The sequence below is a fragment of the Lentimicrobiaceae bacterium genome, assembly GCA_020636745.1.
Lineage (GTDB): Bacteria > Bacteroidota > Bacteroidia > Bacteroidales > Lentimicrobiaceae > Lentimicrobium.
This window is the reverse complement of the sequence record JACJXH010000003.1, coordinates 365,475-385,711: the sequence shown is the minus strand read 5'-3', so window position 1 is coordinate 385,711 and position 20,237 is coordinate 365,475. Positions and strand designations below refer to the sequence as shown.

The following is a 20,237-nucleotide window of genomic DNA, read 5'->3' as shown; positions in this document are numbered from 1 at the left end:
TTAAAAGTTTGTTGCTTATTTTACACCTAAGATTGTTGCCAGAAGTGCTTGTCTGACATAAACACCATTAAGGGCTTGCTGAAAATAATAAGCCTGGCTGGTTGAGTCCACATCTTCTGTAATCTCATTTACTCTTGGCAGTGGGTGTAAAACCCGCATATTGTCTTTACAGCCTTCGAGCATGCTGGCGGTTAAGATATAAGCATTTTTAACTTTTTCATATTCAATGGGGTCGGAAAACCGCTCTTTTTGGATGCGGGTCATGTAGATGATATCAGCAAACTGCATTACTTCCTGAAGATCGGTGTATTGATGGTATTTCAGGTTGTTGTTTTTGATATGCATTTTAACGTAACTCGGCAGCTTGAGTTCAACCGGCGATACCAGATGGAAGGTGGTGTCGAAGTTGCAAAGAGCCATCACATCGGAATGAACGGTGCGCCCGTATTTAAGATCTCCCACAAATGCTATGTTCAGCCCGTCGAGCTTGCCCTGCGTTTTGCGGATGGAATAGAGGTCGAGCAAGCATTGCGTAGGGTGTTGGTTTCCTCCGTCACCGGCATTGATAATGGGAACGGTAGCGACTTCACTGGCAAACCTGGCGCTTCCTTCGCGCGGGTGGCGCATGACAATAATGTCGCTGTAGTTGCTTACCGTAAGAATAGTATCTTTTAACGATTCTCCTTTTGAAACACTGGAGTTGGTCGCATCAGAAAAGCCAATTACCTTGGCTCCTAAACGAGAGGCTGCACTTTCAAAACTAAGCCTCGTACGCGTTGAAGGTTCAAAAAAGAGAGTCGCTACCACGAAATCTTCAAGAATCCGTTGGGTGGGTTGTTTTTCAAATTCTTCGGCCAAATCGAGTATCTTCAGGTACTCAGCCTTTGTGTAATCGTTAATGGATACTAAGCTCCGGTTTTTCATGGTTAATTTGTGGGTTAGTAAAAATTTGGTTTAACAAAAATAATGAACTTCAGTTTTCAAAATGTCTTTGATTGAAAAAGCCAAAAAAAAGCCCCGATAAACGGGGCTTCAAATTATTTAACCAGATTGTGTTTTTTAACAAACTCATCAATAATGCCGGAAAGGTTGGGAGTGCCGATTTCCTGAAGGTCGTAACCAACTTTAACGGTGGGTTTATTAATTTTAACTATTCTGCTCAGATCAATAGGAGTTGCAATTACTACTGCGTCGCATGGTGTGTTCTCAATGGTTTTCTCAAGATCGCGAACCTGCTCTTCGCCATAACCCATAGCTGGTAACAAAGTACCGATGTTAGGATAAATGCGGAAAGTTTCGCTGAGTTTACCAACGGTGTATGGACGTGGATCAACCAACTCGCCAGCACCAAATTTAAGAGCGGCAACAACACCGGCTCCGATTTTCATTTCACCGTGGGTAAGGGTTGGTCCATCTTCAACAACCAATACGCGTTTGCCGCGGATAAGTTCAGGTTTGTCAACAGTCAGTGGTGAAGCACCGTCAACAACCACAGCAGTAGGATTGATTTTTGCCAGGTTGGCGCGCACGGCATTGATGTTTTCAAGGCTTGCTGAGTCAATTTTATTGATAACAATAACATCTGACATACGGGCAACCACTTCACCGGGATAATAGCTTACTTCAGCACCCGGGCGGAGGGGGTCAGCAACACCAATCATCAGGTCGGGTTTGTAGAAGGGGAAGTCATTGTTTCCACCATCCCACAATATAACATCGCAACCATCAGGATCAACTTCTGCAGCGCGAACAATGGCTTCGTAATCAACACCAGCATAAATCACGTTTCCGCGAACTACATGTGGTTCGTATTCTTCCATCTCTTCGATGGTGCATTTGTGCTTCTTCAAATCTTCAACAGTAGCAAAACGCTGAACTTTCTGTGCATTCAGGTCGCCATATGGCATTGGATGACGAATAGCCACTACTTTCAGGCCTTTTTCCATCAGAATTTCAATAATGCGGCGGCTGGTCTGGCTCTTGCCACAACCGGTGCGGGTTGCACCAACGGCGATTACAGGTTTGGTACTGGTTACCATGGTATCTCTGGGGCCGAGTAAAATAAAGTTGGCTCCTGCCGAGTTAACGATGGCACTCATATTCATTACCCTGGGATAAGGTACATCGCTGTATGAGAAAACACAATCATCAGCTTTTAATTCCTTAATCAGTTTGGGTAAATCCTGTTCAGCATAAATAGGAATTCCGGCAGGATAAAGATCCTCTCCGGCTAATTCTTTCGGGTATTTGCGACCATCAATATCAGGAATCTGTGCAGCAGTGAAAGCAACAACATTGTAGTTTGCATTACCGCGATAATAGGTGTTAAAATTGTGGAAGTCCCTTCCGGCGGCTCCGATGATAATTACATTTTTTTTCATTGGTATTGGTTTTTGTATTGATAATTGAGTGAAATAAGTGCTTGCTTAGCGTATTTCAGCTCTTTCACGGGCCCGGGCAGACTTTTTAGCCTGCTTTAAGAACCTTTTCCGGCAACCTGCCGCAAAAAAACCGTTGCAAATATAATTGTTTAAGTTTCATAGCAACGTTTAGACTGAATATATTTTTTATCTGTGGCTAATTCATAAATATTATAAATAACCAATTACGGCATTGTGTATATAATTGATAGTCAGTAAGGTGTAAAGAGGTGGCGTTTTGTTGAATTTTCATGTAATTTTGCAGCCCAAATATTCTGACTGTATGACTATAGAAAAAATCCTGACTGAAAAGGCGGCCGAGGCTGTTCAATTGCTTTTTCAAACTTCTGTCGATCCTGCTTTACTTGCTGTTCAGCGTACCATTCCTGCCTTTCGCGAGCAAGGCGATTTCTCCCTTGTGGTATTCCCTTTGCTTAAAATATCGCGCAAATCGCCTGAAGATACAGCCAACATGCTGGGTAAAGTAATTCTTGATAGTATGCCGGAAGCCGAAAGCTTTGGCGTGGTGAAAGGTTACCTGAATGTCAGAATTAAACAGGATTACTGGTTGCAGTTTATTTCTTTGCAGGAAAACAATTCCAGCTTCGGGTTGTGTGCTGCTGATGACGCTAAACCTGTTGTGGTTGAATATTCATCACCGAATACCAATAAACCCCTCCATCTGGGTCATATTCGCAATAATCTGCTCGGATATTCAGTTTCTAAACTGTTGAAAGCCAGCGGTAAAAATGTATTAAAGGTTAATCTGGTCAACGACCGGGGAATTCATATCTGCAAGTCAATGCTGGCCTGGAAGCTGTTTGGCAATGGCGAAACGCCTGAATCATCAGGTAAGAAAGGTGATAAACTTGTGGGCGACTATTATGTGCTTTTCGATAAAAAATATAAGGCTGAGATAGCCGAATTAATGGCTTCAGGCTTATCGGAGGAACAGGCTGCCCAGTCTTCTGTTTTTATGCAGCAGGCCCGCGAAATGCTTGTTAAGTGGGAAGCCCGTGACGAAGAAACCATCAGGCTGTGGGAAATGATGAATGGATGGGTTTATAAGGGATTTGACATTACTTACAAGCGGTTGGGTGTTGATTTTGACAAGATTTACTATGAATCGCAAACCTACCTGCTGGGAAAGAAAACTGTGCAGGAAGGCCTGGAAAAAGGCATTTTATTTCGCAAAGATGATGGTTCGGTGTGGATTGATCTCTCCGATGATGGTTTGGATGAAAAGCTGCTCTTACGCGCTGACGGCACTTCGGTGTATATGACGCAGGACCTGGGAACCGCTCAGTTACGAGCCGACGATTTTAACCCTCAAAGCCTGGTTTATGTTGTTGGAAACGAGCAAAACTATCATTTTGATGTGCTTAAACTTATCCTGAAAAAGCTGGGACGCCCATGGGCCGATAGTATTTTTCATCTTTCATATGGCATGGTTGAATTGCCGGAAGGTAAAATGAAATCGCGCGAAGGAACTGTAGTGGATGCTGATGACCTGATTGATGAAATGGTTGCAACAGCACGGGCAATGACGGAAGAGTTGGGCAAGATTGAAGATTTTAACAGCAAGGAAGCCGAAGCCTTGTATCGCATGGTTGGCCTGGGCGCTCTAAAGTATTATATGCTGAAGGTGGATCCTAAAAAAAATATGCTGTTTAATCCACGCGAAAGTATTGATTTTAATGGTAATACCGGCCCTTTTATTCAGTATACCTATGCCCGGATTAAGTCAGTGCTGAGAAAAGCTGCTATTGCAGAAGCTGCCAATGAACCTTTTACAGGTGTTACGCTACAATCAAAAGAGGCGGCTTTGCTTATACTCCTGTATCAGTTCCCTCAAACAGTTATCCAGGCAGCTGAAGAATACAGCCCGTCGGTCATAGCCAATTATTTGTTTGAACTTGCCCGCGAGTACAATCAGTTTTATCATGAATTAACCATTCTTAAAGAGCCTGATGCTGCCAGCAGGGCTTTGAGATTGTCATTGTCAAAACTTACTGCGCAGGTTATTCAAACCGGACTCGATCTACTGGGGATAGAGGTGCCTGAAAAGATGTAAGCCTTTAAATGAAACGTATTGCTCAAAGGGAATCACGGTGCTAAAGCGGCTCTTTTGATTTCCTTTTTTTTTGAAAAAGTGGCGAATCATTATGGTGAATAAAATAAAAAAGACTGCTCTGAAAAGAAACAGCCTTTTTTTAATCAGGGATTGAGGAGGGGTTATCCGGTTAATAATTTGCCGGAATCAAATGCAACCGGCAAATAAAATAACAAGGTCTTTGATTATAAGACAATTAATGACTGTTTTACCCCTATCCTGGTAAAGAAACAATTGAAAATAATTTTTCTGTTAAGGGAGAAATGGATTTGTTTCTCCTTGTTTGTTCGTATAGCACTTTATGCAGGATTTCCCTTTACTTATGGTGAATTTTTTCAAACATTTCCCCGGGTGATTGAATGAAAAGGGAAGGATGTTCGGCAGCCAGTTCAGGGTAACTGCCATAACCGTAAAGAATTGCTGCGGAAGAAACACCTGCCAGACGCGCTCCTTTTATGTCGTGATAGCGATCGCCAATCATCAGTACCCTGCCGGAAGGTTCAAGACCGGTTTGTGCGAGTGTATAGGTGATGAGCTCATGTTTTTCGCTTCTTGCCCCGTTGAGTTCACATCCCGATACGGCGCTGAAAAAACCGGAAAGACCTGCATGAATGATGATTTCTCTGGCATAGACTTCTGCTTTTGAAGTGACCACACTCAAATGATATCCTGCTGACTTGAGTTTTGCGAGGGTTTGAGGAATTTCATGATAAATTTTATACTCATTGATCCCTCTTTTACTGTAATATTCCCTGTAAACTGCGGTTGCCTGTTCGGCTTTCTTTTCATCAAAGCCAAACATTGTTTTGAAGGAATCGCGCAGTGGAGGGCCAAGAAAAGGATTGAGGTCGGCTGGTCGCTCATTTTTAGTAACACCCAGCATATCAAGTGCATAGATGAGTGAATTGAAAATTCCGGGACGCGAGTCAATGAGCGTGCCATCCATGTCAAAGAAGAGATGCGTATACTTCATGCGTTGTCTGCTGTTACTCAGTTTTTCGAAGGTGCAATTTATTAAAATTGTTGTTTCGGCCTGAGACAAAAACTTTATTAAAAAATGAGCTGATGGTTGTCATCAGCTCACAGGCATAAATGAGAAAGAATTGCAATGCTAAAGCAGTCCTCCATTCAGAAAAATCTGTAACTGAGCATCATAAAACCTGTGAATAAAGGTCGATTTTCCTGTATTGAGGTTTGTAAGTTCGCCGGTTAAAAAGTCAACACTGATTAAATCCCCTGTTTTAAGTTCAACTTCGGCCATCATGTGCTGGTTACTGGTGAGGATGGGCAATGCCGCATTTATAGCATTTCGCTCGTAAATGGCGCCATATGATTCAGCAATGATACATTGAATGCCTAAGGCTTTGAAGCAATCAACAGCCTGTTGCCGCGAACTGCCTGCACCGAAATTTTTACCGGTAACGATAATGTCTCCGGGCCGCGCTTTTTTGGCGAAATCTTCATAGCCTTTCAGGTTATCAAACGTGTACTGTCCCATTTCATTGATATCAGTAATGGTAAGATATCGGTTATGAAAAATCATGTCTGTATCAATGTCGTCCTTTGAAATAACCCACACCCGGCCTTCGACAGCTGTTTTAGCTTCACGTGGGGCAGGCTTTGCTTTTTTTTCAGTTACAGCCATGTGTTCTTTTGGGCTAAATGTTGCCGGATGTTCAGGAATTTCGTCGGGCGTTGTAATAAACCCTGCCACTGCTGAAGCTGCTACCACAGAAGGAGAAGCCAGATAAACAAATCCTTTTCCCTGTTTACCTGAGAAATTGCGGTTTCCGGTGCTTATGGTCACTTCATCAGGTCCATTCTGGCCAACCTGACCTGCCGCGCAGCCAGCACAACCGGCGTTAGAAACCAATGCACCGGCTTCCTTAAAAGTCTTAATCAAACCCTCGTCAAGGGCCTGTTGCCAGATAGCATCAGTTGAAGGTACAATCTTTAAAACGACTCCGGGTGCAATTTTTCGGTGTTTAAGAATTGCAGCAGCAACTCGTAAATCTTCAATGCGCCCGTTGGTACAACTTCCTATAAATGCTGAGTCAATTTTAATATTCTTAACAGAATCAACAGAGGCATTGTCGTGCGGATGTCCCGGATTGGCAACCATTGGAACAAAAGTGCTGATCTCAATGGAGAATTCTTGTGCATACGAGGCATGATTATCAGCCACAACCGCTTCAAAACGTTTCCCTGAAAGCTTTTCAAGCTCCTGAAGTACAGCTTCGTTGGGTGTAAACAAAATGATGATAGCCCCCATTTCAGTTGCCATAGAAGAAATGGTGATCCGTTCATCCAGGGTGAGCTTGTCAACGGCATCGCCATATATCTCAACACTATAGCCCAATAACTTATTGGCACCAAAAACATGAAGAAGATTAAGCACGATATCCTTGGCTGTTACATTTTGAGGACGTGTTCCTGTTAAAATTATTTTTACAGATGCCGGAACTTTGAACCATACAGCGCCTTTAGCCCAGGCGGCTGCAATATCCTGATCGCCCATGCCTTGCCCAAAGGCACCGATTGCGCCCATTATGTTGGCATGTGAATCGGTAGAAACAAAGGTGGAGCCCGGAAAAGCCAGGCCTTTATCAATAGCCAGATGTGTGCCGATTCCGGCATCTACATCATAAACCTTCATATTGTTTTGGCGCGCAAATAACCGACAATACTGCTGATTGGCAGCATATTTCTGGTCTGAGCCTCCCGGATTGCAATCGAAAGTAAATATAGTACGGTTGGCGTCGGCAATAGAAAGGCCATTGTCAAGCAGGTTTTTAACCACATTGGCACCTCCAAAGTCACGGGCAGCGCGGGCGTCGATAAAAACATCAATAATATCGCCTGGTTTTACAGCTGGCTGATTAGAGTGGCTGGCAAGAATTTTCTCAATAATGGTCATGGTCGGGTCCTTTTAATTGGATGTCAGATTTTCAGTCTTTCACGAAATGGTTCAAATGTCATAAAATCTGCATGGTGCACAATGTATGCTTCAGTGGTTCTTTTTACCATGTTACCTTCGCCTGCATGGGTGGCAATAATGTGGCACACTTCGGCCGGCACGCCGCACATCTCAGCCAATGACACGCCGCTAAAGGGGTGGCGAATAAACTTCCCGTAGTTTCCCTGAACAGATTTGCCGTCTTTTATTTCGTACTCAAGAAGTTTGCCAACATCGGCCAGAATGGCGCCGGCAATTAAAATATCCATTTGAACAGGTAAATCTGTTTTAAAAAACAAATTCATCTGATTTCCACAATCTCTGGCAATATGTACAACCGCTCTTTTATGATCCATAAATGAAACTTTCAGATCGGGGCCAGCCAGCAGGGTAAATGGTATTTTATGCAAATCTTCAGGTGTGAGCACACTTTTTTGTAAGGCCAGAGCCCAGGTGCGGGATGTGGATTCGCGCAGGCTCTTATCAGAAATCCAATCAATTTCAGGCCATAAATGCCGGGCCTGTTCCATGTATTCAGGTTTAATTTCAATGGTCATAGCTCTTTTTCTTTGGAAGTGAACAGGTTCTCTTTGGCCTGGTATTTTTTAAATGAATAAAATGTGGCGGACAGGCGAATTTCTGAATGCTATTTAAGTTTGGCTATAATGGCATCGGCCATCTGATGGGTAGAAGCAGCACCTTGATGAATGACTTCAGGGGTTCCTTTGAGTTTGAGCATATCGTAGGCACGCACTTTGCCTTCCGAAACGACGTCACTAACTGCTTTGCGAATGCGGTTGGCCATTTCCCACTCATCAAGATGTTCAAGCATCATAACTGCCGATAATATCATTGCTATGGGATTCACTATGCTGGTTTCGTAACCGGCATATTTGGGCGCCGACCCATGGGTTGGCTCGAATACAGCGATTCCCCGTTCCGGATTATATTGAGCACTTGTGGCAAATCCAAGCCCCCCGATTAAGCCGGCAAAGGCATCTGAAACAATGTCGCCAAACATATTGCCGGCAACAATAACATTGTAGTTTTCAGGGTTTTTGGTAAGCCACATCATCATGGCATCAATGTTTACATCTTCAACTCTGATATCAGGAAACTCATTTTTACTCATCTCCTGCGCTATTTTAAGCATCATGCCTGATGTTTCACGTATGACATTGGGCTTTTCACAAACGGTAATTTTGCTGAAACCTCTTTTTTGAGCATATTCAAATGCTGCTTTGACAATACGGGTAGTGTACTTTCGGGTAAAAATTCTTGTAGATACGGCTAATTCAGGGCGGGGGCACCATGCAAAGTTTGCTTTAAACTTAGGATGTGTCATCAGGGCTTCATAAACCTTGTCATCGGGATTTGTCCATTCAACCCCGCCATACAAACCTTCGGTATTTTGCCTGAAAATCATAACATCAACGGCCGGTTCTTCCATGATACCTTCCTTCCCGCGCCTGATAAAATTCAGGGGATTTCCGGGCAAAGTCTGACAAGGACGCATGCAAATATCGAGGTCAAACATCTGGCGCATACTCACTATCGGGCTGTAATAGTTAAAGCCTTTCCCCTGAAGTTTAGCTTCCAGTTCAGCCGCTGCTTTGTCTTTGGGTTTTGAAGTGATGGCACCGAAAAGAGCAATTTTATGCTGTTTCAGAAGCTCAATGGTTCTGTCGGGTAACGGATTACCTTCTCTGCACCAGAATTCCCATCCTATGTCTCCGTGAACATATTCGGCTTCAAAGCCTGCAGCTTTCAATACGCGAAGTGTTTCATCCAGTACCACTTTTCCTATACCATCGCCGGGTAATGTTACAATCGTTCTTTTTGCCATCTTCGATTTTTTTTGTCGTTCATTATTATTGTCAGCTTCTTATCAAAAATAGGGAACAAAACTTTAAAGCCCAAACATTTATGAAAATAATTTTTTATCGCTGCTGCCTGGTTCCGGGCTTGCAAAGCAAGCAAGCAAGGCTTGCAACAGTTGCCGGTTGATGCGGGTCTCAGATTAGTTTCTTATTTTTGCTCACTCAGAAAAATATTCAAAGATGGATCTCCAGAAGCATTTAACCCACCGGATTTTTAAGACAGTTGCTTCAGCGGCAGCTGAACTGGGTCTCGATGTGTATGTTATCGGCGGCTTTGTTCGTGATATTTTTCTGAAAAGAGGGTCGAAAGATATTGATTTTGTGGTGGTTGGTGATGGTGTAAAACTAGCAACTGAAGTTGAAAGCCGGATGCAGGGTCACCAGAAAATCAGTGTTTTCCGAAACTTTGGAACTGCAATGATTCATGACGGGGAATTGCAGATTGAATTTGTGGGTGCCCGGCGCGAATCTTACCATCCTGAATCGCGCAAGCCTGACATTGAGCAGGGAAGCCTTGAAGATGATCAAAAACGAAGGGATTTTACCATCAATGCACTGGCAATCAGCCTGAATAAAGCTGATTATGGCTCATTAATTGACCCATTCGGAGGGCTGCAGGATATGGATAACAAAATTATCAGGACGCCAATGGATCCTGATATTACGTTTTCAGACGACCCTCTGCGTATGCTGCGTGGTATCAGATTTGCCAGTCAGCTCGGATTTACCATTCATCCTTCAACACTTTCGGCCATCAAGCGCAACCGCAACCGAATTTCTATTATATCGGGTGAACGCATCAGCGAAGAGCTGAATAAAATAATTTTATCACCCAAACCCTCAGTTGGGTTCAGGTTACTTGACCAAACGGGCTTGCTTCAGCTGATCATGCCCCAGTTTGTGGCACTGAAGGGAACTGAAACAAAGGAAGGCCGCGGACATAAAGATAACTTTTATCATACTTTGGAAGTGCTTGACAGGATTGTGCCTCATACCGATAATTTATGGCTGCGCTGGGCTGCCCTTTTGCACGATATAGGCAAGCCTGCCACCAAACGTTTTCACCCTGAACTGGGTTGGACATTTCATGGTCATGATGCCAAAGGTGCCCGTATCGTTGCCCAGATATTCAGGCAGTTGCGATTGCCAATGAATGAAAAAATGAAGTATGTGCAAAAACTGGTGTTGCTTCATTTAAGGCCCATTGTGCTTTCTGAAGAGGAAGTGACCGATTCGGCAATAAGACGGCTCCTGTTTGATGCCGGTGATGATATTGATGACCTGATGACCCTTTGTGAAGCAGATATTACGTCGAAAAACAAGGAAAAAGTTAACAGGTATATGGCCAACTTCAGTCTTGTTCGTCAAAAACTGAAAGAGATTGAGGAAAAAGACCGTCTACGCAACTGGCAGCCTCCAATCAGCGGTGAATTGATAATGGAAGCTTTTGGTGTAGCACCCGGCCGGCAGGTTGGATTAATCAAACTGGCCATTCGCGAAGCTATATTGGATGGCCGACTGGATAATGATTTCGAAAAAGCGTATGCTTTTATGATTGAAGAAGGTAAAAAACAAGGCTTAGTGCCTGTAAATGAAGGGCTCTAAAATTTGTTTTTTTTTAATGAATGACTTAATTTTACTTTTTAATATTAAAAACTCACAAAATGCACGCATATCGTTTCAGGTTGTTATTTGACGAACAGGAAGACTTCCTGCGCGACTTCGAATTGCTTTCGTCGCAGACATTTGCCGACTTTCACGATCTGATAAAAAAATCTGTTGAGTTGCCTGGTAATGAACTGGCTTCCTTTTTTGTATGTGATCGTAACTGGCGTAAAAAGAAAGAAATTACGCTGATTAACATGAATGGAGGCAACCCGGAGGAAGAGGAAGATGATGACGACCGCCGTGGCCCTAAACCAACGCGGATGCAGGTAGTTGAAATGGACAAGGTGCGTATTCGCGAAGTGATTGACGATCCCCATCAGCGTTTGCTATATGAATATGATTTTCTGAATCCTAAAGTGTTTTTTGTTGAACTTACCAAAATACTGGAAGCCGGAGATAAAAGCCAGTATCCTGCCTGTGTGAAAAGTGAAGGTAAGCTCATTACAGCCAAGCCCTCCCTGCCTTCATTTGAAAATTCTGACCTTGATGAAGATGAAATTGCCCTCGTAAGTGAATTTGATGATATTCTCAATAATGATGATGAGGACGACTTGCCCATTGATCCATCTCTTGAGCAAACAAGTGAATGGTAAGCCCGCATTCTTTGGTTTCTGAAAATACTTTGTTGGTAATTGCTGGTCCTACTGCTGTTGGTAAAACCAGCGTGGCTATTGACGTAGCGCAACGTTTTGAATCCGAAATTATATCAGCAGATTCGCGCCAGTTCTACCGTGAGCTTAAAATTGGAACGGCTGCTCCTGATACCACGCAGCTTGCATTGGTGCCTCATCATTTTGTCGGAAATCTCAGTCTTTCTGATTCATACAATGTTTCACAGTATGAAACTGAGGTGCTTGAATTACTTAACCGGCTTTTTCAAAAACACAAACTGGTTGTGCTGACAGGTGGCTCAGGCTTGTATATCAGGGCTGTGTGCGATGGCATTGATATGTTGCCTGATGCTGAACCAGAGATCAGGCTTCACCTGCAAACCATATTGAAAACAGAAGGGCTTCCAACGCTTAGATTATTGTTACAAAAACTCGATCCGGTTTATTTTCAGATGGTTGATGTTGCCAACCCCGCCCGGATTATCAGGGCATTGGAAGTATGCATGTCTACGGGATTGCCTTACTCCTCATTCAGAAAAAAAAATCCGGCAAAACGCAATTTCAGAATCATTAAAATCGGGCTGGATTTGCCCAGAGCAGAATTGCATCAAAGAATAAATGCGCGTGTTGACCAAATGATGGCTGCCGGGCTTGAACAGGAAGCCCGCGAATTTTATCCTTATCGGCACTTAAATGCGTTGAACACCGTTGGTTATAAGGAGTTGTTTGACTATTTCGATGGAAATTGCAGCCAGGATGATGCTGTTGAAAAAATTAAAACCAATACCAGACGCTATGCCCGGCGGCAAATTACGTGGTTCAGGAAAGAAAACGATTTAAATTGGTGTAAGCCTGATGTAGAAGAGGTGATGAACCTTGTTACGATATTGCTGAATAGTTGAGCTTTAATTCAACTTTTTGCTGTTTTAAGAAAAAATTGATTTTGCGGCTGGAATAAGAAAAATATTTGCAGATAGGGTTTTCATTTTTTTAAAGAGTCTTATCCTTACCTGAACAGCTTTATTTTGCAGGTTTCTTCAATAAACCTGAAGTACCAGTATAGTTTACGGTTCACTTCCATCCCATAGTCTATGGTTGGATTGAAATTTATATAAGAGTTTACAACCTGATTGTACCGGTTGCGGGTAAAATACTGATTCCAGTTGGTAACGCCCCTGTCGTTCATCAAACGGTAGTAGTCATTACTTCTGTCAAGTGCCGGTGAAAAGTGAAGAAGATACCATCTGTCAAAATCTGTATCAAAAATAGTAATTTCGTATTCAGTTGAGTCAATGACAACTTGTTTGATGTCGGCAGACGCTTTGGATATGTCTTTTTGTGGGCTGCATGCCCATGCCATTAACAGCATGAAAGCAATAAAAAGAAGATTTTTCATTTCACTATGTTTTATAAAAATCTGATGTAAAACTATGCAAAACATAAAGTTACAAAAAATAATTGTATGTTTTACCAATCGTTTCTTTTTTTGGTTGATGAGGATTGTAGTTGCAAAATGAATATTGTTTATCTGTTAGACGCTTGATGCTGATTGCATTTAAAAACCCTATTACTTGTTTGAAAACCGGCTGTCCGATAAATTTTTTCAGTACTTTTGTTCATGTTGTCGTTTGGTTGCGCAAACTCTAAATTCAATATCGGGTGAACCTTAACGGGCGTACCCCTTACTTATTTATTTTTGTAGTTCAGTAGTGATATATTTTAAATACCCGATATATGATGCCATCTCAATTAACCATTCATGTAAAGAGAGAATCCTTTGTTTGTGTTTATTTGTGTGAAACAAACTATAATTCAGCCCTTCATTTATTTGCACATCCTTTCCGGAAATTAGTTCCATATTTACCTTTATTTTTTCCGGCAATGGATGTGACACCGTGAATCGTAGCTGAATCAACATCACTTGCGGAAAGCGCTATTTTAAGCGTATATTGAAATTGAAAATACCAATAAAATGAAAAAACAAATTCTCTTCTTTATTATTATTCTCAGTAGTGTTTATACTGTTTCCGCTCAAACCTGGCCAAAAATTTACATTCATCCAGGCATACATTCTTCGGGTAAAGTGGCGCATGAGACCTATGATAATGGAATAATTCTACTCTCAGAAAACCTTGGCCAATATGGCTTAAGGACTTCAGGCTGGCTGATTAAAACAGATATTAACGGGGGTATTATTTGGGATCGTATAATTGGAAAATCTTCTGAATATTTATCACTGTTTGATAATATGTCTTTAACAAGCGATTCAGGGGTTATTATGGCAATGTCTTCACAGTATGCGCAGCAAAATGCAACAGAAATCGATGTAGATCCTGTTTTTTTAAAAATAAATGCATGTGGAGAAACAGATTGGTGTAAAATTATTGATCTTATTGATATAGAAAATTCCGGAACCGATGTAGTACAGACGAATGACGGATATATTGGCCTGTACTTTAACTGGAATGTACCCACCAATGCTATCGGTGTTGTAAAAATGAATCTTAATGGCCAGATTCAATGGCTTTTTACTTATGATTCAGATACAATAATTGATAATATGCCTTTCGATATCCTTGCCCTGGATGATGGCTCTACCATAATAACCGGCTATGGTTATTATGATGATGGACAATCTGCTACCTTGAGTTTAAAGCCAATAAAACTTCATATTGCTCCTGACGGCGAAGTTATTAACTGGCAAGCAAATCATTACGAGGATGATTCGTTGAGAGGAGGGGATTATCAGACCATAAAGGACAAAAAGGGAAATTTGTATTCAGCGGGGTTTACTAAAACCACCAATACCTACCCATTAAACTTTATCAAAAAATCGCTCAGAAAACAAAAAGTAGATGGCTCACAATTGGAGTACTATATTCTGAATGACACAGTAAGTTCTAACGGTTTTCTTGACTGGATGCCTGACAGTACTATTGTTATTACAGGCTCAACTGAAGGCCAGGATAATAACTGGTTTCAATCCCGTGCCGATGTATTGCTTATAGATACACTGGGCAATATACTTCACCGACGAAGGTTTCTGAATGACTATACCGGGCCCGCTTATAGGGCAACAACCACCCACGATAACAAAATACTGGCCACCGGCAGCGCCGAGGAAAACCCTTACGGCCCCATGCTCAACACGATGCTTTTCAAGCTTACCTCCACCCTTGAAGATGATGTGTATGACCCCACCCCACATGTGTACGATTATGCCTGCCCGGGTGGCGTGGCACCGCACGATACCATTGGCATGGAAGAATGCGATATAGTGGTAAGCGCTGAGCATCTGGCCACCCTGCCCGATGTGGCGGTGATGGAGGTGTATCCCAACCCGGTAAAAGACCGGTTTTATATAAGATTGCCGGAGTTTATTGCCCTGCGCAACAGCAACAAAGGTTTGAGCACAGCTTTGTACCAAAGCAACTACCAGCAACAAAGTATGTTACAGGTTTTTGATTTGAGTGGACGGTTTGTCACAGAACAAAAACTTACACAAGGGCAGCAGCTCGCTGAATTCGATGCGTCAAACTGGGCTCCAGGGATGTATCTGCTCAGGCTGGTTTATAAAGATAAGACGGTGGGGAGCGCGAAGGTGGTGAAGTGAAGTCGGAAGTCGGAGGTCAGCAATCGATAACCACAAACCAGCAATCCAAAAACAGAAAATCCTGTAAATCCTGTAAATCCTGTCTAAAAAAATGCAATAAATAAGAACCGGAAAGTCGCTAAGTAGCCTTTTTTTGATGAATAAATAACCCCATTGGAAGTAAAACCAATGGGGTTGCAGTAGAGTTAACAATAATTGTTATTTTGTTTGGTCTGTTTTTATTTTAGATAAATATCCAGCCATCTGAAAAATTCTCTTTGCCAGAGTACTGAATTTTGGGGTTTCAATACAAAGTGTGATTCTTCAGGAAAGAACAGAAAGCGACTGGGAATGCCCATCAGCTTGTTGGCATTAAAAGCCTGCATCCCCTGGGTGTATGGAATACGGAAATCATAACCGCCATGAATTACCAGCATTGGGGTGTCCCAATTGCGTAAAAAATTATGGGGCGAGAAATCGTAGCTTTTCGGACGCGGGTTTTGCCAGAATGCACCTTCATAGTCATGATTAACAAAAAACACTTCTTCGGTTTCAAGGTACATGCTTTCAAAGTTAAAAATTCCGCAATGAGCAATAAAAGTTTTGAAACGTTTATGGTGGTTGCCGGCAAGCCAGTAAACCGAGTACCCTCCGTAGCTGGCTCCAACAGCGCCCAAACGGTTGGCATCCACATATGGTTCTGCCGAAACAGAATCAATAGCAACCAGGTAATCCTGCATGTTTTGTCCGCCATAATCGCCGCTGATCTGGTCATTCCATTCCTGTCCGAATGTAGGAAGTCCGCGTCGGTTGGGGGCAACAACAATATAATCATGCGCAGCCATCATCTGGAAGTTCCAGCGATATGAAAAAAACTGGCTGACGGCACTTTGAGGTCCGCCCTGGCAGTAAAGCAATGCCGGATATTGTTTGTTGGGATCAAACTGAGGAGGGAGAATAACCCATACAAGCATTTTTTTACCATCGGTCGTTGTTACCCATCGTTTGGTTGTTTTTCCAAATTCAACGTTCTTTAAAATGTCGCGATTGGTAAATGTTAATTGCTCTTCAGTACCATCTGATTTGTATCTGAAAACTTCAGAGGGTAAATCCATGCGCATTTTAGTGATAATCAAATCTTTGCCATCTAAAGCATAAGCCTGTATGTCATGGTCGCCCCGGGTGAGCTGCGTAATTTTTCGCGTCTCTATATCCATACGGTAAACCTGAAAAGTTGCCTGGGTGCCACTGATAAAATAAAGTTGTTTGCCATCAGCACTCCAGTTAAAGTTGGATGAACTTTGGTCAAAATTTTCTGACAAGTCTTTCATTATCCGGGTTTTTGCTTTCAAATCGCAAAGGATAATTCTGTCTTTATCTGACTCAAAACCTGGCGTTTTCATGCTTCTCCAAACAATTTTTCCTCCATCAGGCGAAAACACAGGGTCTTGATCATATCCGGGGTTTGATACGCTGAGATTTTCAGTTAATCCATTCTCAAGGTGATAAAGATAAATATCACTATTGGTACTTACTGCATAATCTTTTCCTGTAAGTTTTTTTGAAGTGTAGGCCAGTAGCTTTCCATCAGGTGAAAAGGTGATTTGTTCCATGCCACCATTGGGCATTAAGGGACTATCCCAGGCTTCGCCTGGCATAATATCTTTGCCTTCGCCTATTTTGCCGTCAGTGTAAGGCGCAATAAAAATATGACTGTAAGCATAATCATGCCAGTTGTCCCAATGACGATACATTAAATCGTCATAAATCAGTGCATTTGAAAGCGGAAGATCGGGGTATAAGTCATGCGCATCTTTCTCTAACTTCACGTCTTTAATATAAACAATCTTCGACATATCTGGCGAATAGGCAAATCCATTGATTCCTCCGTCAATATGGCTGATTTGAATTTTATCCTCCCCGTTTTTCCCCATTTCCCATAACTGCATTGAACCTGATTCAGCCGAAAGAAATCCGATTTTTTGGCCGTCGGGCCGCCAAATGGCATTGATTTCACTTCCTTCAAAATCTGTTAACTGCCGGGGTGATTCAGCATTGCGATCAAGTTTATAGATATTCCGGTTGCCTTTATTGGTTGCCAGATTGTAATGTGTAACACCGTAAATAAATGAATTTCCATCGGGTGATAGCTGCACATCGCTGACCCGCCCGAGTTTCCACATCGTTTCTGCTGTAAATCGCTCCTGTGCAAAAAGATTTGATGTTGCAAGGGCGCTGGTTATCAGGCACATTCCAATTAGTTTTAATTTTTTCATGTTGATGAATGATTGATTTTTTTTGCGAAAGTAAACAATAACAATCAATGACTAAGGGATGACCGGGGTATTGTTGTCTAATTTCTGAGTTTAGGTTCTTATGAACGATGCTTATGGAACCCGCGAACGGGTATTTTTATGTCCCGTATTGGTGCTATTTTGTCCTGAATATGGACATTTTGCGCGTGCTGTGTTTTATAAGTCTTAGATTTGCAATGGGATGTGGAAATGGCTGTAAATTTGATGGTTGAAATCCCTATTTTTGTTTAACGGGATAAACAGAAGGGACTTTCTGTGGGTGATTTACCGACAATTATACAGATAGTATTTATTACAGATTTTAGGATAAAGAAGAGAGGATTAATATGGTGCGACCAGTGGTTGCTGAAGAGTACACAATTGCTCCGCGTTCAGCCAACGGCAATAGTTTACTCATTTGTCTGAAACCTGATGGGTTTATACGGTCAGTGAAGGGCCCGGCTTTAAATTTGCTAGGGTTCACCTGTGAAGAGCTGGAAGGTACTCTGCTTTCAGATTACATTTTTTGTGAGGATGGTAACTCATTTCATTGTATTGAAAATGCAGCTACTGACAGATGTGAGTTCAGGCTTTTAAGGAAAGATAAAAGTCATTTTTATGCAGATGCCATTATCTACAATGTTTTTGATAAATCGGGTAATGCAGCAGGTGTCTGTCTGCGTATTTACGATGCAACTGCCAGAATTACAGCCATTCACAATCTGATTGAAAATGAGGAAAAATACCGGGCCATTGTTGATAGTACGCTTGATTTTTTATGCATTTTCCGAAAAAATAAAATCCTGTATGTCAACAATATAGTTGAACCTTTATTAGGGTATACCATTTCTGAAATTTACAACATTGATTATTTTTCCTTATTTGATTCAGCAGATAGGGAAAGGGTTGAAGAAATGAGATTCAATTTCAGAAATTCAGCGAATGAGGTGAACAGTTTTGAAGCTCATTTGGTTACCAAAAATGGTGAAAAGAAAATTTGTGAATTTAATATCAGAAGGATTAATTATCAGGGGGGGCTTGCTGCACTGGCTGTTATAAGAGATGTAACAGCTTACAAAAGCGCACATCATGAGCTTATAACAGCAAAACTTGAGGCCGAATCGGCCAATCGCATCAAATCTGATTTTCTGGCAATGATGAGCCACGAAATTCGCACCCCGATGAATGGTGTAATCGGAATGACCAGTCTCTTATTAAGCACACAGCTAACTTCTGCTCAGCGCGATTATGCCGAAACTGTGCAGGTTTCAGGTGAAAGTCTTATTAGTATTATCAATGATATCCTTGATTTCTCAAAAATTGAATCAGGGAAAATGGAGCTGGAAGAAACCCATTTTGAGCTCAGGTCATGCATTGAAGATACTTTGGATTTGTTTGCCATCAAAGCAATTGAAAAAGGGCTGGATTTGCTTTATATGATTGATTCCGATGTTCCTTCTAATTTTCTTGGCGATGCAAACAGGTTACGGCAGATTCTTGTCAATCTCATTAATAATGCCATTAAGTTTACTGAAAAAGGTGAAATTTTAATTACAGTTCAATTGCTGCATGAGAGCAATGGCCTGCTTGAATTAAAGTTTTCAGTGAAAGATACAGGAATTGGCATTAAACAGGAAACCATCAATAATTTGTTCGAGCCGTTTATTCAGGCTGATAGTTCAACAACCAGAAAATATGGAGGTACAGGTCTTGGATTGGCTATCTCAAAACGATTGGTGAGTCTGATGGGCGGAGATATCTGGGCCGATAGTGAGCCCGGAAATGGATCAGCCTTTCATTTTACTGTCAAAATAAAAAATTCAGACGTCGGTCAAACAAAATTGCATGTAAAGGGGTTTTTACCTCAACTGCGGGGCCGTAAGGTATTGATTGTGGATGATAACCAAACAAACCGTCAGATACTCAGACTTCAGTTTGATACATGGGGCATGGGCTCCGTACTGGCTGAATCAGGGGCTGAAGCATTAAAAGTTATTCATGCTGAACCTGTTTTTGACCTGATTGTGCTTGATTTACAGATGCCCGAAATGGACGGGATTGAACTGGCCGGGAAAATTAAGGAGATTAGCCAGAAAGGCTCTGTTCCTTTATTGTTACTTTCATCTTCTGGCGATTTAAACTATTCAAGTGGAAAACTGTTTGCCGGTCAGTTGTCAAAACCGGTTAGACAAAAAGATTTATTTCAGGAAGTACTTCATATCATGACCGAAGCGTCGAAAAAACAAACACAATCATCAAAATCAGGTGATATTGATTTTACGTTGAGTACAAAGTTTCCACTTAGCATTCTCATTGCCGAGGATAATCTCGTGAACCAAAAACTTGCTATTTCACTGTTAAACCTGATGGGTTATAAAGTTGATGCTGTGGTGAATGGGCGGGAAGCTGTTGATATTCTTTACGAAAAGCATTTCGATATTATTCTGATGGATATTCAAATGCCGGAAATGAGTGGGATTGAGGCTACACTGAAAATAAAAGAGAGCTTTCCTGCTGCCAAACAACCTTATATTATAGCGCTTACAGCCAATGCAATGGTTGGCGACCGTGAAAAATGCATGGAGGCTGGTATGGATGACTATATGGCCAAGCCAATAAATATCAAGCATTTGCAGGAAATGATTGTGAAATGGGGGAGCGTTGTCCTTAGTCGGAACGGGCATGTTTAATCAGCCGGACAAT

Annotated in this window: 14 protein-coding genes; 6 read left to right on the top strand and 8 right to left on the bottom strand. The window is 41.9% G+C overall.

What is annotated here, in order from left to right; translation table 11 throughout:
• Nucleotides 1–15: 15 nt before the first annotated feature.
• Complete coding sequence (gene pyrB, locus H6541_07025) at nt 16–924, bottom strand: aspartate carbamoyltransferase (protein MCB9015533.1); 909 nt, start codon at nt 922–924, stop codon at nt 16–18.
• 113 nt (nt 925–1,037) lie between these two features.
• Nucleotides 1,038–2,381 carry a GTPase gene (locus H6541_07020; protein MCB9015532.1) on the bottom strand — a complete coding sequence of 448 codons (1,344 nt, stop codon included), beginning with the start codon at nt 2,379–2,381 and terminating at the stop codon, nt 1,038–1,040.
• Between the two features lie 322 nt (nt 2,382–2,703).
• Between H6541_07020 and H6541_07015 the strand changes: the two genes are divergently transcribed.
• The gene (locus H6541_07015) at nt 2,704–4,494 is read left to right on the top strand and encodes an arginine--tRNA ligase (protein MCB9015531.1); all 1,791 of its coding nucleotides are present in this window, start codon (nt 2,704–2,706) and stop codon (nt 4,492–4,494) included.
• 355 nt (nt 4,495–4,849) lie between these two features.
• Here the strand turns inward: H6541_07015 and H6541_07010 are convergent, their stop codons facing one another.
• The 4 genes from H6541_07010 to H6541_06995 form a co-directional block, all read right to left on the bottom strand.
• Nucleotides 4,850–5,506 carry an HAD hydrolase-like protein gene (locus H6541_07010; GenBank protein MCB9015530.1) on the bottom strand — a complete coding sequence of 219 codons (657 nt, stop codon included), beginning with the start codon at nt 5,504–5,506 and terminating at the stop codon, nt 4,850–4,852.
• A gap of 138 nt (nt 5,507–5,644) precedes the next feature.
• On the bottom strand, nt 5,645–7,450 hold the full coding sequence (locus H6541_07005) for a 3-isopropylmalate dehydratase large subunit (GenBank protein MCB9015529.1): 1,806 nt from the start codon (nt 7,448–7,450) through the stop codon (nt 5,645–5,647).
• A 23-nt stretch (nt 7,451–7,473) separates the two neighbouring features.
• Nucleotides 7,474–8,019: an HD domain-containing protein gene (locus tag H6541_07000; protein MCB9015528.1), complete on the bottom strand. Its 546-nt coding sequence runs from the start codon at nt 8,017–8,019 to the stop codon at nt 7,474–7,476.
• A 116-nt stretch (nt 8,020–8,135) separates the two neighbouring features.
• Nucleotides 8,136–9,335, bottom strand: a complete 1,200-nt coding sequence (locus H6541_06995; protein ID MCB9015527.1) for an isocitrate/isopropylmalate dehydrogenase family protein — start codon at nt 9,333–9,335, stop codon at nt 8,136–8,138.
• Nucleotides 9,336–9,549: 214 nt separating this feature from the next.
• Between H6541_06995 and H6541_06990 the strand changes: the two genes are divergently transcribed.
• From H6541_06990 to miaA, 3 genes are read left to right on the top strand one after another with little or no spacing between them, the layout of a single operon-like run.
• On the top strand, nt 9,550–10,974 hold the full coding sequence (locus H6541_06990; protein MCB9015526.1) for an HD domain-containing protein: 1,425 nt from the start codon (nt 9,550–9,552) through the stop codon (nt 10,972–10,974).
• A gap of 59 nt (nt 10,975–11,033) precedes the next feature.
• Entirely contained in the window at nt 11,034–11,630 is a 597-nt protein-coding gene (locus tag H6541_06985) for a hypothetical protein (protein MCB9015525.1), read from the top strand.
• Entirely contained in the window at nt 11,624–12,550 is a 927-nt protein-coding gene (miaA, locus tag H6541_06980) for a tRNA (adenosine(37)-N6)-dimethylallyltransferase MiaA (protein MCB9015524.1), read from the top strand. The genes H6541_06985 and miaA overlap by 7 nt, the downstream gene beginning before the upstream one ends.
• A 104-nt stretch (nt 12,551–12,654) precedes the next feature.
• Here the strand turns inward: miaA and H6541_06975 are convergent, their stop codons facing one another.
• Nucleotides 12,655–13,044 (bottom strand): hypothetical protein, encoded by a 390-nt coding sequence (locus H6541_06975; GenBank protein ID MCB9015523.1) that lies wholly within the window; start codon nt 13,042–13,044, stop codon nt 12,655–12,657.
• A gap of 576 nt (nt 13,045–13,620) precedes the next feature.
• Here H6541_06975 and H6541_06970 point away from each other — a divergent pair.
• On the top strand, nt 13,621–15,261 hold the full coding sequence (locus tag H6541_06970; protein MCB9015522.1) for a T9SS type A sorting domain-containing protein: 1,641 nt from the start codon (nt 13,621–13,623) through the stop codon (nt 15,259–15,261).
• Between the two features lie 218 nt (nt 15,262–15,479).
• Here H6541_06970 and H6541_06965 read toward each other — a convergent pair whose 3' ends face one another.
• A complete protein-coding gene (locus H6541_06965; GenBank protein MCB9015521.1) occupies nt 15,480–17,516 on the bottom strand; it encodes a S9 family peptidase in 2,037 nt (678 codons plus the stop codon).
• Between the two features lie 365 nt (nt 17,517–17,881).
• Between H6541_06965 and H6541_06960 the strand changes: the two genes are divergently transcribed.
• On the top strand, nt 17,882–20,224 hold the full coding sequence (locus tag H6541_06960) for a response regulator (GenBank protein MCB9015520.1): 2,343 nt from the start codon (nt 17,882–17,884) through the stop codon (nt 20,222–20,224).
• Nucleotides 20,225–20,237: the final 13 nt, after the last annotated feature.